At 66.2% G+C, this 15,337-nt stretch carries 8 protein-coding genes; 7 read left to right on the top strand and 1 reads right to left on the bottom strand.

Features of this window, described 5'->3' with window-relative positions; genetic code table 11:
• Window positions 1–213 precede the first annotated feature (213 nt).
• The 4 genes from CPBF1521_RS14740 to CPBF1521_RS14725 all read left to right on the top strand — a co-directional run bounded on the left by CPBF1521_RS14740 (window position 214) and on the right by CPBF1521_RS14725 (window position 11,095).
• Window positions 214–2,571, top strand: a complete 2,358-nt coding sequence (locus tag CPBF1521_RS14740; protein ID WP_115677725.1) for a glucosidase family protein — start codon at window positions 214–216, stop codon at window positions 2,569–2,571.
• A 186-nt stretch (window positions 2,572–2,757) separates the two neighbouring features.
• Entirely contained in the window at window positions 2,758–5,097 is a 2,340-nt protein-coding gene (locus CPBF1521_RS14735) for a S9 family peptidase (protein ID WP_115677469.1), read from the top strand.
• A 582-nt stretch (window positions 5,098–5,679) separates the two neighbouring features.
• Window positions 5,680–8,577, top strand: coding sequence for a TonB-dependent receptor plug domain-containing protein (locus CPBF1521_RS14730; protein WP_115677468.1), 2,898 nt, complete (start codon window positions 5,680–5,682; stop codon window positions 8,575–8,577).
• A 142-nt stretch (window positions 8,578–8,719) separates the two neighbouring features.
• Window positions 8,720–11,095 carry a glycoside hydrolase family 127 protein gene (locus tag CPBF1521_RS14725; RefSeq protein WP_115677467.1) on the top strand — a complete coding sequence of 792 codons (2,376 nt, stop codon included), beginning with the start codon at window positions 8,720–8,722 and terminating at the stop codon, window positions 11,093–11,095.
• Window positions 11,096–11,424: 329 nt separating this feature from the next.
• On the opposite strand, the gene htpG is transcribed toward CPBF1521_RS14725, so the two are convergent.
• Window positions 11,425–13,329: a molecular chaperone HtpG gene (htpG, locus tag CPBF1521_RS14720; RefSeq protein WP_104647945.1), complete on the bottom strand. Its 1,905-nt coding sequence runs from the start codon at window positions 13,327–13,329 to the stop codon at window positions 11,425–11,427.
• A gap of 172 nt (window positions 13,330–13,501) precedes the next feature.
• Here htpG and rsmD point away from each other — a divergent pair, with 172 nt between their 5' ends.
• From rsmD to CPBF1521_RS14705, 3 genes are read left to right on the top strand one after another with little or no spacing between them, the layout of a single operon-like run.
• Window positions 13,502–14,191, top strand: coding sequence for a 16S rRNA (guanine(966)-N(2))-methyltransferase RsmD (rsmD, locus tag CPBF1521_RS14715; RefSeq protein ID WP_181901271.1), 690 nt, complete (start codon window positions 13,502–13,504; stop codon window positions 14,189–14,191).
• A complete protein-coding gene (gene coaD / locus CPBF1521_RS14710; RefSeq protein WP_115677465.1) occupies window positions 14,188–14,694 on the top strand; it encodes a pantetheine-phosphate adenylyltransferase in 507 nt (168 codons plus the stop codon). The genes rsmD and coaD overlap by 4 nt, the downstream gene beginning before the upstream one ends.
• A 47-nt stretch (window positions 14,695–14,741) precedes the next feature.
• Entirely contained in the window at window positions 14,742–15,239 is a 498-nt protein-coding gene (locus tag CPBF1521_RS14705) for a hypothetical protein (protein WP_181116010.1), read from the top strand.
• Window positions 15,240–15,337 lie beyond the last annotated feature (98 nt).

The raw sequence follows: 15,337 nt of genomic DNA, 5'->3' as shown, positions 1-15,337 counted from the left end.
AGCCGCTCCGTCGGCACGCCAGCGCTGCTGCCGCCCTCACTGCCGGTGCTCGATCACGCGCCAGCCAACCGGCACGGCAGCGCAGCAGGCGCGATCGTTGGTCGACCGGTGCGCGGTTATGTGCGGATTTCCGCACACGTGCCAGACACGCGCCACAAGACGCAGGGTGCGCAGTCGCGCACGATGTGGATGAGATCACTCGAGGGCGCGACGATGGACCGCAGGACCTTTTTGCGTCAGGGCATGGCCGCGACCGCGGCGGTGGGCGCAGGTGCCGCGCTCGCAATGCCGGGCACGCCGCACACCCCGGCGACGTTGCCGCCACCGGCGCTGCCACGTCTTGAAGCACTGCCGTCGGCCGCGCATGTCGGCAGCAAACTTTGCAGCTTTCGGCATCTGCAGCAGGACTGGACCGTCTACGAGCATCTCGACGACCCGCAGGGTGCGCTGACGCTGTGGACCGACAGCGGCATGCTACGTCTGGACAAACGCACCGAGCCGGCCTATCCCGCCGAGGGCAAGCCGTACTTCGGGATGTCGCTGGCCGAGGTGGCGATGGCCGAGGCGGATCTGCTCGCCGACCGCCTGCTGCGCGATGGCGACCCGGACGAGGCGCAGGTGCGCGATGTCGCGCCGCCGCCGGCCTCGCTGCTCGACCCCAAGGACAATGGTGGCCGCTGGCCGTGGACCACCTTCGTCGGCACGCGCGAAGGCCTGGACACCATGCCGATCCTGCCCAACGGCCGCAGCCGCACCTCGCGGCCGGAACACGCCTTCGCCGAGCTGGGCGAAGAGGCGTTGATCAAACGGCGCGAGGAAGGTCTGCTGGGTGGCTGGATGCCGGCGGTGCGCAAGGTGATGCGGCGCGACGGCGAGGTCGATAGCTGGTACGACGTGCTGGTGTTTGCCGATGTGCGTGCCAGCGATCGCTTCGTGGTGCAGACCTGGCACCGCACGATGCATGTGCGCGGCGGCGAGATCGTCGGCGTGCAGTACACCCACAGCTATCCCGCGTTCGCACCGTCGCGCAAGCCGGCCACTGCCGAACAGTTCTACGCGGCAGTGCTCGATTTCGCCGCGTACTGGCAGCAGGCCCTGGACGGCACGGTGCAGGCGCAACTGCCCGATGCCAGCTGGAACGCCATGGCGCAGTTCGCGTTTGCGCGCGAGCTGGTGGTGCGCCCCGGTGGCGATTACCCGAAGTACGGTGCGGCGGAGCGCGACTACTACGGCAACGAGTACGACGGCTTCCAGGACACCTTCACCAGTTCGTTCTACGCCAATCTGGAATGGGGCCGCTTCGCGCAGGCCGCTGCGGTACTGGACAACTACTTCGACGACTTCGTGCAGGACGATGGCCTGCCGAACATGCGCGGGCCGGAGGTCGGTCAGTTCGGGCTGACCCTGTCGCTGCTGGCGCGCTATCTGCGCTACACCGGCGATGCTGCGCGGTTGCGGCGCCTGCTGCCCAAGATCGCCGCCACCGCGCAGCTGCTGTGCGAGCTGCACGACCAGGCGCTGGCCTTGCCGCGCAGCGCGCATGGGCATGGCCTGCTGCACGGCTGGAACGAATCCGATGCCTGCCTGTTTCCCGACCCGTCGCTGTGGTGGAAACCGTATTACGCCAACAGCGCGCTGACGATTCGCGGCTGGGAAGACATCGCCCAGGTCTGGAGCACGCTCGGTGGCGATGCCGGTCTGGCCACGCAATGGCAGCGTCGCGCCAGGCAGTTGCGCACACGGCTGGAGGCCAGCCTGCGTGCCAACGTGCGTCGCGATCTGTCGCCGCCGTATGTCGGCCCGTTGCCGGGCACCACACTGACGTTTCGCCAATCGTTGCTGCAGGAAAAGCCCAGCGAGCAGCAGTGGCCGCACCGCGCCTACGCCGAGTTGCTGCAGGCCGATGTACTGCCCGAGGACCTGGCCAACCTGGTGGTCGACTGCCTGCGCGGCCATGGCGGCACCAGCATCGGCGTGGTGGCCAATATCGCACCGCCGGAGCCGGGCAGCCGCGATCTGCTCGGCTTCATTTCCTACGGCTATGCGCAACAGCTGCTGCGGCTGGATCGCATCGAAGAGTACCTGCTGTTCGTCTACGCGCATCGCTACCAGGTGCATACCCGCGGCAGCTGGACGGCCGGCGAGGTCAGCGGCATCACCGGCGGCATGCCGTTGTTCTGCATCCCCGCGCAGATGACCATCCCGTTGCTGCTGCGCTGGATGCTGGTCAGCGACGACAGCGCGGGCGAGCAGTTGTTTCTGGCACGTGCGCTGCCGCGCGCATGGCTGGGCAGTGGCGCTGCGGTCGGCATCACCGCGGCGCCCACACGCTGGGGCACGCTCACGCTGAGCTTGCGCGCTGACGTGGAGGCACGCCGTATCGATGCCGAGGTGCAACTGCCGGAACGGTCACCCAGGCACACCTGGCTGAGCCTGCGCGTGCCCAAGGGTAAGAAGCTCACCCGCGTGCTCGTCGACGGCAAGCCGGCGCGTCCGCAGGGCCCGCATGCCGATCGTGTGGCATTGCCCGGCAGCACGGCGGCGGTGAAGGTGCAGGCCTGGTACGGGTAATGGGCCGTTGGCGCGATGACCGTGCCAGCCCTGTCGCGTTACCGCGGCCGCCATCGACCACGGAGGCCTTCGCAGGCCGTTGTGTACAGGCCGATTCGGGCATGCACCCCATTGCCAATGCACGTCCTCCCCTCTCGACGTGCACGACGCGCAGCCAATAACCACGCCATCTCCGCAGATAGACACATGACGCCACTCCTGCATCAGACCTTTCGGTGGCACCGCATCGCTGCGTGCTGCCTGAGCATTGCACTCTGGACGCTGTCGGCAAGCGCGGCGGCTGCATCGCCAGCGCCCACGCCGGCACAGTACGCGCAGGCGATCGGCCTGTCCGATCACTACGCGTCGCTGGTCGACAGGCAACCGATTGCGCCGGTGTGGATCGATGCGGGGCATTTTCTGTATCGGCGTGGCGTTGCACGTGCCGATCAGGCGCCGGCCATCGAGTATCGCCTGGTGGATGCGGCCAGCGGCCGCAATACGCTGGCCTTTGACCACGCGCGGCTGGCCGCGGCCTTGACGCAGGCAGGTGCGCAAGGTATCGACGCCACGCATCTGCAGCTGGAACAACCCACGCTGCAACAGCAGCGTCTGGGCTTCCAGCTGGCGAAGCAAGGCTGGCAATGCGACCTGGCCCGCTATCGCTGCACGCATGTGCCCGACCGCGACCTGCAGGCCGAATCGATGGACATGCGGCTGCCGCTCAAGCAGGGCGAGCGGCAGGCCAGGCTCTCGCCGGATGGCCGCTGGCGCGCCTGGGTGGAGCAGGCCAATCTGGTCATCGCACCGGTCGGCGGTGGCGCGCGCAGCGTGCTCAGCCGCGATGGCAGTGCCGATGATTACTACGCGCTCGACAGCGTGGTGTGGTCGCCGGACTCGCAGCATCTGGCTGCGTATCGGGTCAAGGCGCCACCGCCGCGCATGGTCTATTACATCGAATCGGCGCCAACCGATCAGCTGCAGCCGAAGCTGCACCAGCAGGTCTATCCCAAGCCCGGCGATGCCTTGCCGGTGATGCAGCCGGTGTTGTTCGACATCGCCACGCGCGCGGCGCATCCGGTGGCGATGACGCTGCTGCCCAATGCCTTTAGCTTGAGCGAGATGGTCTGGTGGAAGGACAGCCGCGGGCTCACCTTCGAATACAACGCACGCGGGCACCAGCTGTATCGGGTCATCGAAGTGGACGCACGCACGGCCGCCGCGCGCACCCTGATCGAGGAAACCTCGCCCACCTTCATCGAATACTCCGAACTCAGCGGCGAGCACGAAGACGGCGGCAAGCACGCGCGGCGCGACCTGGCCGACGGCGCGCAGATCCTGTGGGCCTCCGAGCGCGATGGCTGGGAGCATGTCTATCTGTACGACGGCCACAGCGGCGAAGTGATCCGCCAGGTCACGCGGGGCGACTGGGTGGTGCGCAAGCTCGACTACCTCGACGAGGCCGCAGGCCAGCTGTATTTCACTGCCTCCGGCATGCAGCCCGGCGAAGACCCGTATTACCGCCATGCCTACCGCATCGGTCTGGACGGCAGCGGGCTCACTGCATTGACGCCAGCGGCCGCCGATCACCAGGTGCGCTATTCACCCGATGGCAAATGGTACCTGGACCTGTACTCGCGCGTGGATCTTGGCCCGGTGCTGGAGTTGCGGCGCAGTGCCGACGGCGGCTTGGCACACACGGTGGAGCGCACCGACCTGCGTCGTCTGCAGGCTGCCGGCTGGCAGCCACCGTTGCCGTTCCACACCACCGGCCGCGACGGCAGGACCGAGATCTGGGGCGTGATCCAGCGCCCGCAACACCTGGATCCGCAGCAGCGCTATCGCGTGATCGAAGACATCTACGCCGGCCCGCAGGGGTCCTTCGTCCCCAAGACGTTCAGCACCCGCACGCCAGCGCTGACCGCGCTGGGATTTGCGGTCGCGCAGATCGATGGCATGGGCACCAACAATCGCTCGCGCGCCTTCCACGATGTGGCCTGGCGCAACCTCAAGGATGCCGGCCTGCCGGATCGCATTGCCTGGCACAAGGCCGCTGCCGCGCAGTATCCCTGGTACGTCATCGACGGCGGTGTCGGTGTCTACGGGACCTCGGCCGGTGGCCAGAACGCATTGGGTGCGCTGCTGTTCCATCCGGAATTCTATGTGGCAGGCGTGGCCAATTCCGGTTGCCACGACAACCGCATGGACAAGATCTGGTGGAACGAGCAATGGATGGGCTGGCCGGTCGGGCCGTGGTATGCCGAATCGTCGAATGTGGAAAATGCCGCGCGGCTGCAAGGGCATCTGCTGCTGGTCACTGGCGACATGGACATGAATGTCGATCCGGCCAGCACCTTGCAGGTGGCCGATCGCCTGATCAAGGCCGGCAAGGATTTCGACCTGCTGGTGGTGCCCGGCGGCGATCACGGTGCCGGCGGCGACTATGGCAGGCGCCGCCTGCTGGATTTCTTCGTGCGCTGGATGCAGCAGGCGCCAACACCGGACTGGAACCACGACCAGGCAGCGACACCGACGCAGACGCCGTGACAGCCCAGGTTCGGGCCTGCCGACACACCGGTTGACGGCACTGCATAGACCGCGGCCGTTGAACGAGTGCGGGCAGGGCAGTGCACGCTGACGGCCCTCAGTGCACTCTTGCATGCAGACGCATCGCGCGATGCCTGGATCGACCGACATCGCAGATGGTTGCAGGCGATACATCGTCAGGGTGCGTCACCATTGGTCTTGCGCGTAGCGTCCAGCTGCCGACATCGCTGCAGAGCGCATCGACACAGGCTGGTTCATTTGCGAACCATGCGGTTATCCGCATGCGCTGTCGCCAAATGCGACAAGACGTGGCGCATGCGCACAGGCACATTGTGACCAGCTGATGAAACTGGAGCGCATGGGCGCCTCCGGTGCGGAACCAACACCTTTTTCGACAACACGCGCTGCTGCGCGACCCTGGGTGGTCGTGCGCGTCGCAGGTTGTCTGCGTGTCTGCAGCACGGCCGTGGCGAGAGATGTCGCTGCGTGCGCGTCTGCCATCCATCTTGCCCTGCGCCGGTGTCCGCCGGCACGGGCGTGTGTTGCCCATCGTTTGTCTGCCATACGACTCAGGAGCCCTGCATGCCGATGTTGCTGTTGCCTCTCTCCCGGACCACCGGCACGACCACGCGCCCGCTGCCGAGCATGCTCAGCGCCGCACTGCTGCTGGCGCTCTCTGCGGGCGCCGCCGCTCCCGTGTCTGCGCAGCAGGCAGGCAACAGCGCTGATGCGCCACAAACGCTGGACAGCGTGGTCGTTACCGGCTCGCGTCTGCGCCGCGTGGATACCGAAACCGCCAACCCGGTGGTCACGGTCAGCCAGGAACAGATCGCCGCCACCGGCAAGGCCACGGTCGGCGACCTGCTGCAGGAGCTGCCATCGATCGCCGGCAACGCCACCAACCCTTACACCAACAACGGCGGCGGCACCGGTGCGTCGGCCATTTCGCTGCGCGGCCTGGGCGACAAACGCACGCTGGTGCTGGTCAACGGTATTCGTCTGGCCTACAACGACGTCAACGCGATTCCGTCCAGCATGATCGAGCGCATCGAAGTGCTCAGCGACGGCGCCTCTGCGGTCTATGGCTCCGACGCCATCGGCGGTGTGGTCAATTTCATCCTGCGCAGCCAGTTCGACGGTGTGCAGTTCAGCAGCGACTTCGGCACCAGCAGCGAAGGCGATGGCAATCGACGCAACTTCACCCTGACCACCGGCAAGACCTGGGAGCGCGGCAGCCTGATCGGCGGGCTGTCGTATCACAATATCGATCCGGTCTCGGCAGCGGCGCGCGACTATTCCAGGGACGCGCTCGCACTGACCAACGGGCAACCGGTGAAGCAGGGCTCGTCCGCAACGCCGACCGGTACCGTGAATTTCAACGACGGCTCGGATCAGTCCGCGCAGCTGGCGCAGGCCAACGGCTGCGGGCGGGTCACTCTCAACAGCGGCGTCAGCGGTCGTGCTGGCCCGGGCGATTTCCACTGTTACGACGCCAGCGCCGACTCCTACAACTACCAGCCGTTCAACCTGTTGCAGACCCCGCAAAAGCGCACCAATGCGTTCTTGCTGGGCAGCTATCGCTTCAGCGACAACGTCGAAGGCTACGTCAACACCTGGTTCAGCAAAACAGAGTCCGCCTCGATCATTGCGCCGATCCCGATCTTCGCCAACGGCGACAACATCCTGGTGTCGGCGCAGAGCTACTACAACCCGTTCGGCGTGAACTTCGGCACCGATCGCAGCACCGGCACCTCCTACAACGACCTCAACACGCGCGCCACCGTGCTGGGCAATCGCAGCTATCAGTACAACACCTACAACTTCCAGATCAGCCCCGGCCTGCGCGGCCGCTTCGGCGACAGCTCCTGGCAGTGGGATGCCACCTTCAACTATGGCAAGGTCAAACAGAAGTCGATCAACAACGGCTTTCTCGACTATGTCGCATTCAACCAGGCCATCGGCCCGTCGTTCCTGGACAGCGATGGCGCAGTCAAGTGCGGCAGCGCAGGCGCGGCGATTGCCGGCTGCACACCGCTGAACTTCTTCAACCTCAACGACAGCGCCAACCTGTCCACCTTGCAGGGCATGGTGGTCAACCCGATCGTGACCAGCGTCTACACGGTCAAGCAATTCGAGGCCAATGCCAACGGCTCGCTGTTCGATCTGCCGGCCGGCACCGTCAGCCTGGCAACCGGCATCTCGTATCGTAAGGAGCGCTCGACCACCGCCTCGGACCCGCTATGGACCGGCGATGAAGACGGCCTGTGCGGGGTGATCGAATTCTGTTCGTCCACCCTGGCCGGCAGTTTCGACGTCAAGGAAGCCTATGCCGAGGCGCTGTTCCCGCTATTGAAGGACTTGCCCGGCATCAACGCCTTTAACATCACCTTGGGCACGCGCTTTTCCGATTTCAGTTCGGTCGGCAGCAAGACCAACAGCAAGGTGTCGCTGGAATATCGCCCGATCGAGAACCTGCTGATCCGCGGCACGGTGTCGGAGGTGTTCCGCGCGCCCAACATCAACGAGCTGTACGCCGGCGTGGCCGGCGATGCGGCCACCGTCAACGACCCGTGCAATGGCTACACCGGTGGCAACACCGTGGCCTGCGCCAATGTGCCCACCGACGGCAGCTACCAGCAATCCGATGGCCAGGTGTCGGGCAAGGTGTCAGGCGCGGCGGTGGCCGGGTACCAGCTCAAGCCGGAAACCGGCAAGTCCTACGACGTGGGGCTGGTGTACGACCCGCAGTGGATCGACGGCCTGTCGCTGAGCGCGGACTGGTGGCGCATCGATCTGGAAGACACCATCACCACGGTGTCGGCGCAGACCGTGCTCAATCAATGTTTCGCCAATTCGGCCAGCGCCTTTTGCGCGTTGATCCATCGCAACGGCAACGGCACCATCAACTACATCGCCGAACCCACCGTCAACCTGGGCAAGCTGTGGGCCAAGGGCATGGACTTCAACCTGACTTACCGCGCGCCGCCCACCGCGTGGGGCAATCTCAGCGCCGGGCTCAACGGCACCTATCTCACCCGTTACGACGTGCTGCCCGATACCACCGACCCCAGCTCGGTCACCATCCACAACGTGGGCCGCTACACCCAGGCCTACGGCAATTTCCCGCGCTGGCGTGCGCTGGGCACGGTGAACTGGGCGTTGGGCGACTGGAGCGCCACCTGGCGCATCCGTTATGTGGGGCACACCGCCATCGGCAGTTCGGACCCGGACCAGAGCCTGTCGGCCGATTCCAGCGAACCGATGGTAGTGCGCAAGATCGGCGCCTACATCTACAACAACCTGCAGCTCGGCTACAACGTCGAGCCGTGGCACACGCGTTTCGAAGTGGGCGTGGACAATATCGCCAACAAGCAGCCGCCGCTGTACTACTCCAACAACGTCGGCAATGCCAATACCGATGTGGCCACCTACGATCTGCTGGGTCGGTTCTACTGGGCGCGTGCCACGGTGAAGTTCTGATCGGGCGGTTTGTCGCCGGTGCGTGCGGCCAGATGTCATCGGTCGCGCGCATGTCTGTGCGGTCGCGGGCGTACGCGGTTGCGCAGGTGTGTGTCGCAATGGCGCGCGGTCTGAGCGCGTCGACAGGAGTTAAGCTGAGCTCATGACAGATATGCATGCAAGCAAGTTGCCCGACGACCACGCGCCGAGCCTGTCACGGCGCCGTTTTCTGGCCTGGAGCAGCCTGGCGGTTGCGGCGGGTTTCCTGAGGTTTCCGGCGCAGGCCAGTGCCGCGCAACCCGGCAGCGTGCGCGCAGTGCCGCTGGCGCAGGTGCGGCTCACGCCGTCGTTGTTCCTGGACGCGCTGCAGACCAATCGTCGCTATCTGATGCGGCTGCAGCCGGACCGGCTGCTGCACAACTTCGTACTCTACGCAGGGCTCGATCCCAAGGCCAAGGCATACGGCGGCTGGGAGGCAGACACCATCGCCGGGCATACGCTGGGCCACTATCTCAGCGCGCTGGCACTGATGCATGCGCAGACTGGCGATGCGCAATGCCGCGCACGCGCAGCCTATCTGGTGGGCGAGCTGGCGCGTTGCCAGGCACACGCAGGCGATGGTTACGTGGCCGGCTTCACCCGCAAGAATGCCGCAGGCAAGATCGAAAGCGGCCGCGCGGTGTTCGATGAGCTCAAGCGCGGCAAGATCGACCCGGCCCCGTTCTACCTCAACGGCAGCTGGGCACCGCTGTACACCTGGCACAAGCTGTTTGCCGGCCTGCTCGACGTGCATGCGCATTGCGACAATGCGCAGGCGCTGCAGGTGGCGGTGGGCCTGGCCGGCTATCTGCAAGGCGTCTTCGCCGCACTCGACGACGCGCAGCTGCAGAAAGTGCTGTCGTGCGAATTCGGCGGCCTCAACGAATCCTTCGTCGAACTGCATGTGCGCACCGGCGATGCGCAATGGCTGGCGCTGGCGCAGCGCCTGCACCACGACGCCGTGCTCGACCCACTCATCGCCCAGCGCGACGAGCTGGTGCACCAGCATTCCAACACCAACATCCCCAAGCTGATCGGCCTGGCACGCGAGTACGAGGTCACCGGCGATGCCGCCTCGGGCGCGGCGGCGCGCTTCTTCTGGCACACCGTCACCGACCGCCATACCTACGTGATCGGCGGCAACGGCGACCGTGAGTATTTCCAGCAGCCGGACAGCATCTCGAAGTTTCTCACCGAGCAGACCTGCGAGCACTGCGCCAGCTACAACATGCTCAAGCTCACCCGCCATCTGTACCAGTGGGGCCCGCAGGCCGAGTTCTTCGACTACTACGAGCGCACGCTGCTCAACCACGTGATGGCGCAGCAGCATCCGCGCACCGGCATGTTCACCTACATGACACCGATGCTGGCCGGCGAAGCGCGTGGCTGGTCGTCGCCGTTCGACGATTTCTGGTGCTGCGTCGGCAGCGGCATGGAAGCGCATGCCCAGTTTGGCGACTCGATTTACTGGCAGGACGGGCAGGGCGTTTACGTCAACCTGTATGTGCCCTCCAGCGTGCGCGACGCCGCCGGGCTGGACATGACCCTGCACAGCACGATGCCGGAGCAGGGCAGCGCCTCGCTGCGCATCGATGCCGCGCCGGCCGAGCAACGTACGCTCGCGCTGCGCGTGCCCGGCTGGGCGCAGTCGCCGAAGCTGCAGCTCAATGGCCAGCCGGTCGATGCCGCCGTCAGCGAGGGCTACCTGCGCATCACCCGCCGCTGGCGCGCTGGCGACACGCTCACCTTGTCGTTGCAGATGCCGTTGCGCTTGGAAGCCACGCCGGACGACCCGGCCTGGGTCTCGCTGCTGCGCGGGCCGCTGGTACTGGCGGCCGACCTGGGCGATGCGGCAAAACCCTGGTCGGGCAAGGCCCCGGCATTGATCGGCGGCGATGAGGTCTTGCAGCGCCTGCAGCCGGCGGCAGGCCACGCTGCGTTCGACTACCGCGACGGCGACCAGCACTGGCGCTTCTCGCCGTTCTACGCCCAGTTCGATCGCCGCAGCGCGCCCTACCTGGAGCATCGCGATGCCGCCGCATGGCGGCAGCATCAAGTCGAACAGGCCGCAGCAGACGCGAAACAACAGGCGTTGGACGCGCGCGCACTGGACCGCGTCGCCCTGGGCGATGACGCGTCCGAAAAAGCGCATGGCCTGCACAGCGAAAGCTCCTACGCACTGAGCTACCGCCGCCGCGCCGGCCGCGACGCCCGCACCGGCGGCTTCATCGCCTTCACCCTGCGCAACACCGCGAAGGCCCGCATCCTGCGCCTACGCTACTGGGGCGACGAAACCCGCCGCCGCTTCCGCATCCTCGCCGACGGCGAACTCATCGCCAACGAACGCCTGGATGGCAACCGCGGCCTCGACTTCGTCGATGTGGACTACGCCTTGCCCGCAGCGGTGGCAGGCCGCGACACGCTGCAGATCCGCATCGAACCGGAAACCGGCTACTCGGCCGGGCCGGCGTTCGGGTGCTGGGTGTTGGAGTCGGCGTAAGCGCCGCCGCGGCTGGTCTTCAATGACATTGCCTGCGCTTTGGCCGGAGCGCGCACGATGCGCGCAGGCATCGCGACGCACCCGGCCATGATCCCGACAACGAGGACCCGATAAACGTCCGACTGATTTTTTCCTAGGGCCGCATTAGGCAAGACTGTCGTCATCGTCCCATGTGCATCTGCGTTATGGAGGAGTGCGAGCCGTTACCGAGGCGGTGTGGTGTTGGATACCGCTGTCGCCGCTCTTCCAATCGTCGCCACGAGACAGGCCCCAAAAAAAAGACCGGCGCATGCGCCGGTCCTGGTGTGTCACGAAAGGTGTCGCAACCCTTACGCCGACAACTCCAGCAACAACTTGTTCAACCGCTTCACATAGCCGGCCGGGTCCTTGAGGCTATCGCCCGCTGCCAGCGCGGCCTGGTCGAACAGCACCCGGCTCAGATCGCCGAAGCGGTCCATGTCGGCTTCCGCATCCAGCTTTTCGATCAGCGGGTGGGCCGGGTTGAACTCGAATACCGGCTTGGTCTCCGGCACGGCCTGGCCGCTGGCTTCCAGCAGCTGACGCATCTGCAGGCCCAGGTCGCCCTGGCCGATGGCCAGGATCGCCGGGGAATCGGTCAGGCGGTGCGAGACGCGCACTTCGGCCACGTCGTCGCCCAGGGCGGCCTTGATGCGCGAGGCCAGGCCTTCCTTGGACTTGGCGACTTCTTCCTGCGCCTTCTTGTCTTCCTCCGAATCCAGCTTGCCCAGGTCCAGGTCACCGCGGGCCACGTCCACGAACGACTTGCCGTCGAATTCGGTGAGGTAGCTCATCAACCACTCGTCGATGCGGTCGGTGAGCAGCAGCACTTCGATGCCCTTCTTGCGGAACACTTCCAGGTGCGGGCTGTCCTTGATCTGCGCGTAGCTTTCGCCGGTGAGGTAGTACAGCTTGTCCTGGCCCTCGGCCAGGCGGCTTACGTAATCGGCCAGGCCCACGCTCTGCGCGCCAGTGGTGTCATGCGTGGAGGAGAAGCGCAGCAGGCCGGCGATCTTTTCGCGGTTGGCATAATCCTCGGCCGGGCCTTCCTTCAGCGCCTGGCCGAAGTTGCGCCAGAACGTTGCATAGTCGTCTGGCTTGTCCTTGGCCAGCTTCTCCAGCATGTCCAGCGAGCGCTTGGTCAGCGCCGACTTCATCGAGTCGACCACCGGGCCGGACTGCAGGATCTCGCGCGACACGTTGAGCGACAGGTCGGACGAATCCACCACGCCCTTGATGAAACGCAGGTACAGCGGCAGGAACTGCTCGGCCTGGTCCATGATGAAGACGCGCTGCACGTACAGCTTCAATCCCTTGGCCGAATCGCGGTGATACAGGTCGAACGGGGCGCGGCCGGGTACGAACAGCAGCGAGGTGTACTCCAGCTTGCCTTCGACCTTGTTGTGGCTCCACGCCAGCGGGTTGCCGGCATCGTGGGCGACGTGCTTGTAGAACTCCTGATACTCCTCATCCTTGATTTCGGACTTGGGCCGCGTCCACAGCGCGCTGGCGCGGTTGACCGCTTCCCATTCGGGCTCGGCCGGCGCGTCGGCTGCTTCGCCGTGGTGCTCCTTGCGCATCTCGATCGGCAGGCCGATGTGGTCGGAATACTTCTTGAGGATGCCGCGCAGCGTCCAGCCGTCGGCAAAGCTGTCTTCGCCGTCCTTCAGGTGCAGCACGATGCGGGTGCCGCGCTCGGGCTTGTCGACGCTGGCCACTTCGAACTCGCCCTCGCCACGCGAGGACCAGTGCACGCCCTCGTTGGCCGGCAGGCCGGCGCGACGCGAGTAGACATCGACCTGGTCGGCGACGATGAAGGCGCTGTAGAAGCCCACGCCGAACTGGCCGATCAGGTTGGCGTCCTTCTTCTGGTCGCCGCTCAGATGCTTGAGGAAGTCGGCGGTGCCGGACTTGGCGATCGTGCCCAGATGCGAGACCGCGTCCTCGCGGCTCATGCCGATGCCGTTGTCGTCGATGGTGACGGTGCGCGCGTCCTTGTCGTAATCCACGCGGATGCGCAGCTCGCCGCCGCCTTCCAGCAGCTCCGGCTTCACCAGTGCCTCGAAACGCAGCTTGTCGGCGGCGTCGGCGGCATTGGAGACCAGCTCGCGCAGGAAGATTTCCTTGTTCGAGTACAACGAATGGATCATCAGCTGCAGCAGCTGCTTGACCTCGGTCTGGAAGCCAAGCGTCTGCTTGTCGGTTTCAACGGTCATTGGGGTCGTGCTCCATGGTGGCCCAGGCCGCAACGCGGCCGATGGCCTGGGGGATGAGGCCGTGTGGGGATTTTTCAAGGCGAGCGTGCGCCAGATCGCCTGCGTCGATGCCGGTCGGGGGAGGGCGGTTGCGGCAATCGCGGCGGTATCATGGCCGGCCAACCGTCCTGCCCTGAGCCATGTCGCCATCCGTGCCGCCGCTGTCCCGCCTCCGTTCGCCCGCCCCCGGCGCGTGGCGATGAGCCGCCCCGCACGGCCGGCGCCACGCGGCGCGGAAGGGCAGGTGCGCATCGTCGGTGGGCGCTGGCGCAACACCAAATTGTCGGTGCCGGACCTGCCCGGCCTGCGCCCGAGCAGCGACCGCGTCCGCGAGACGGTGTTCAACTGGCTGATGCCGCGCCTGCCCGGCGCGCGCGTGCTGGACCTGTTCGCCGGCTCGGGCGCGCTGGGCCTGGAAGCGGTGTCGCGGGGTGCGGCGCATGCGACGCTGGTCGAGCGCGACCCCGGCCTGGCGCAGCGCTTGCGCCAGCACGTGACCCGGCTGGACGCGGCCGACCAGGTGCAGGTGCTGCAGGAAGACGCATTGCGCTGGCTGGAGCGCGCGCCGGTGGCGCAGGCCAGCATCGTGTTCGTCGATCCGCCGTTTGCCGCCGGCCTATGGCCCAGCGTGCTGGAACGCCTGCCCGCGCACCTGAGCGCCGATGCCTGGCTGTATCTGGAAGCCCCGGCCGAGCTGCCGCCGCAGGTGCCGGCCGGCTGGCACCTGCACCGCGAAGGCGCCACCCAGCAGGTGCGCTATGCGCTGTACCGCCGGGCCGCTGCTACACTGAACGGCGATCCGACCCCGGTAGTTTCCGTATGAGCGTGGCCAATAGCCGCACCGCCGTCTATCCCGGTACCTTCGACCCGATCACCAACGGGCATATCGATCTGGTGAACCGCGCCGCGCCGTTGTTCGAGCGCGTGGTGGTCGGCGTGGCCTACAGCCTCTCCAAGGGCCCGGCCCTGCCGCTGGAACGTCGTGTGGAGCTGGCCCAGGAAGCACTGGCCGCGCATGCCAACGTGGAAGTGCGCGGCTTCGACACGCTGCTGGCCCACTTCGTACGCGACATGGGTGCCGGCGTGCTGCTGCGCGGCCTGCGCGCAGTGTCCGACTTCGAATACGAATTCCAGATGGCCAGCATGAACCGCCATCTGATCCCGGAGGTGGAAACGCTGTTCCTCACCCCGGCCGAGCAGTACAGCTTCATCTCGTCCTCGCTGGTGCGCGAAATCGCGCGGCTGGGCGGGGACGTGTCCGGTTTCGTTCCAGCTTCGGTCGTCGAAGCCCTGCGGCAGGTGCGGCAAGCCCGCGCGCAGGCCTGATTCTCTAGCAGTCACATCACCACATGCTTTTCAAAGGGAGGAGTTTCATGAAACACACCATGCGCGCGCTGGCGCTCGCTTCGATCGCCGCTCTGGCTGTCACCGCCTGCAAGAAGGAAGAGCCGGCACCGACCGCCGCCGCGGCTCCCGCGCCGCTGAAGGCGCCGGCCAAGGACGACAACGCCGGCTGGAAGAAGTACCTGCAGGAAGTGGTCGGCCAGAACCTGGGCACCACCACCAACAGCCCGTTCCTGTACTACTTGCCGCCGGAGTCCGATGCTGAATTCGCCGGCAGCTACGAGCGTCAGCTGGAAAGCGTCAAGACCGCACTGGCGCGTGGCGTGCAGCCGGGCAACATGCTGGCCTTCGGTTCGTCGGCTTCGACCAAGATGGCCGACCTGATCGACGCCGCGTTCAAGGACGTGCAACCGGATTCGATGAAGGGCGTGCGCGTGCTGTTCATCGGCGATGCCGCCGAGAATGCCCGCGTGCAGGCCATCGTCCAGCCCAAGGGCGTGGAATACACCTTCGTTGAAGCCAAGTAATGCCGTACCGGGCCGGATGCGCGGGAGGGCGCGTCCGGCCGCCGTGCGCAATCGCGGCATGCCGCTGATTCCGCACCCCATTGGGGCCGGTCCGCTCG

This window comes from Xanthomonas euroxanthea (assembly GCF_900476395.1).
GTDB lineage: Bacteria > Pseudomonadota > Gammaproteobacteria > Xanthomonadales > Xanthomonadaceae > Xanthomonas > Xanthomonas euroxanthea.
Note: the sequence above shows the minus strand (reverse complement) of the source record. Positions and strands in the feature narration are given on the sequence as shown.

Excerpts from the sequence above, each read along its gene's own strand:
- CPBF1521_RS14730 (WP_115677468.1), top strand. The coding sequence starts at position 5,680 with ATGCCGATGTTGCTGTTGCCTCTCTCCCGGACCACCGGCACGACCACG.
- CPBF1521_RS14705 (WP_181116010.1), top strand. The coding sequence starts at position 14,742 with ATGAAACACACCATGCGCGCGCTGGCGCTCGCTTCGATCGCCGCTCTG.
- CPBF1521_RS14725 (WP_115677467.1), top strand. The coding sequence starts at position 8,720 with ATGACAGATATGCATGCAAGCAAGTTGCCCGACGACCACGCGCCGAGC.
- coaD (WP_115677465.1), top strand. The coding sequence starts at position 14,188 with ATGAGCGTGGCCAATAGCCGCACCGCCGTCTATCCCGGTACCTTCGAC.
- CPBF1521_RS14735 (WP_115677469.1), top strand. The coding sequence starts at position 2,758 with ATGACGCCACTCCTGCATCAGACCTTTCGGTGGCACCGCATCGCTGCG.
- CPBF1521_RS14740 (WP_115677725.1), top strand. The coding sequence starts at position 214 with ATGGACCGCAGGACCTTTTTGCGTCAGGGCATGGCCGCGACCGCGGCG.
- htpG (WP_104647945.1), bottom strand. The coding sequence starts at position 13,329 with ATGACCGTTGAAACCGACAAGCAGACGCTTGGCTTCCAGACCGAGGTC.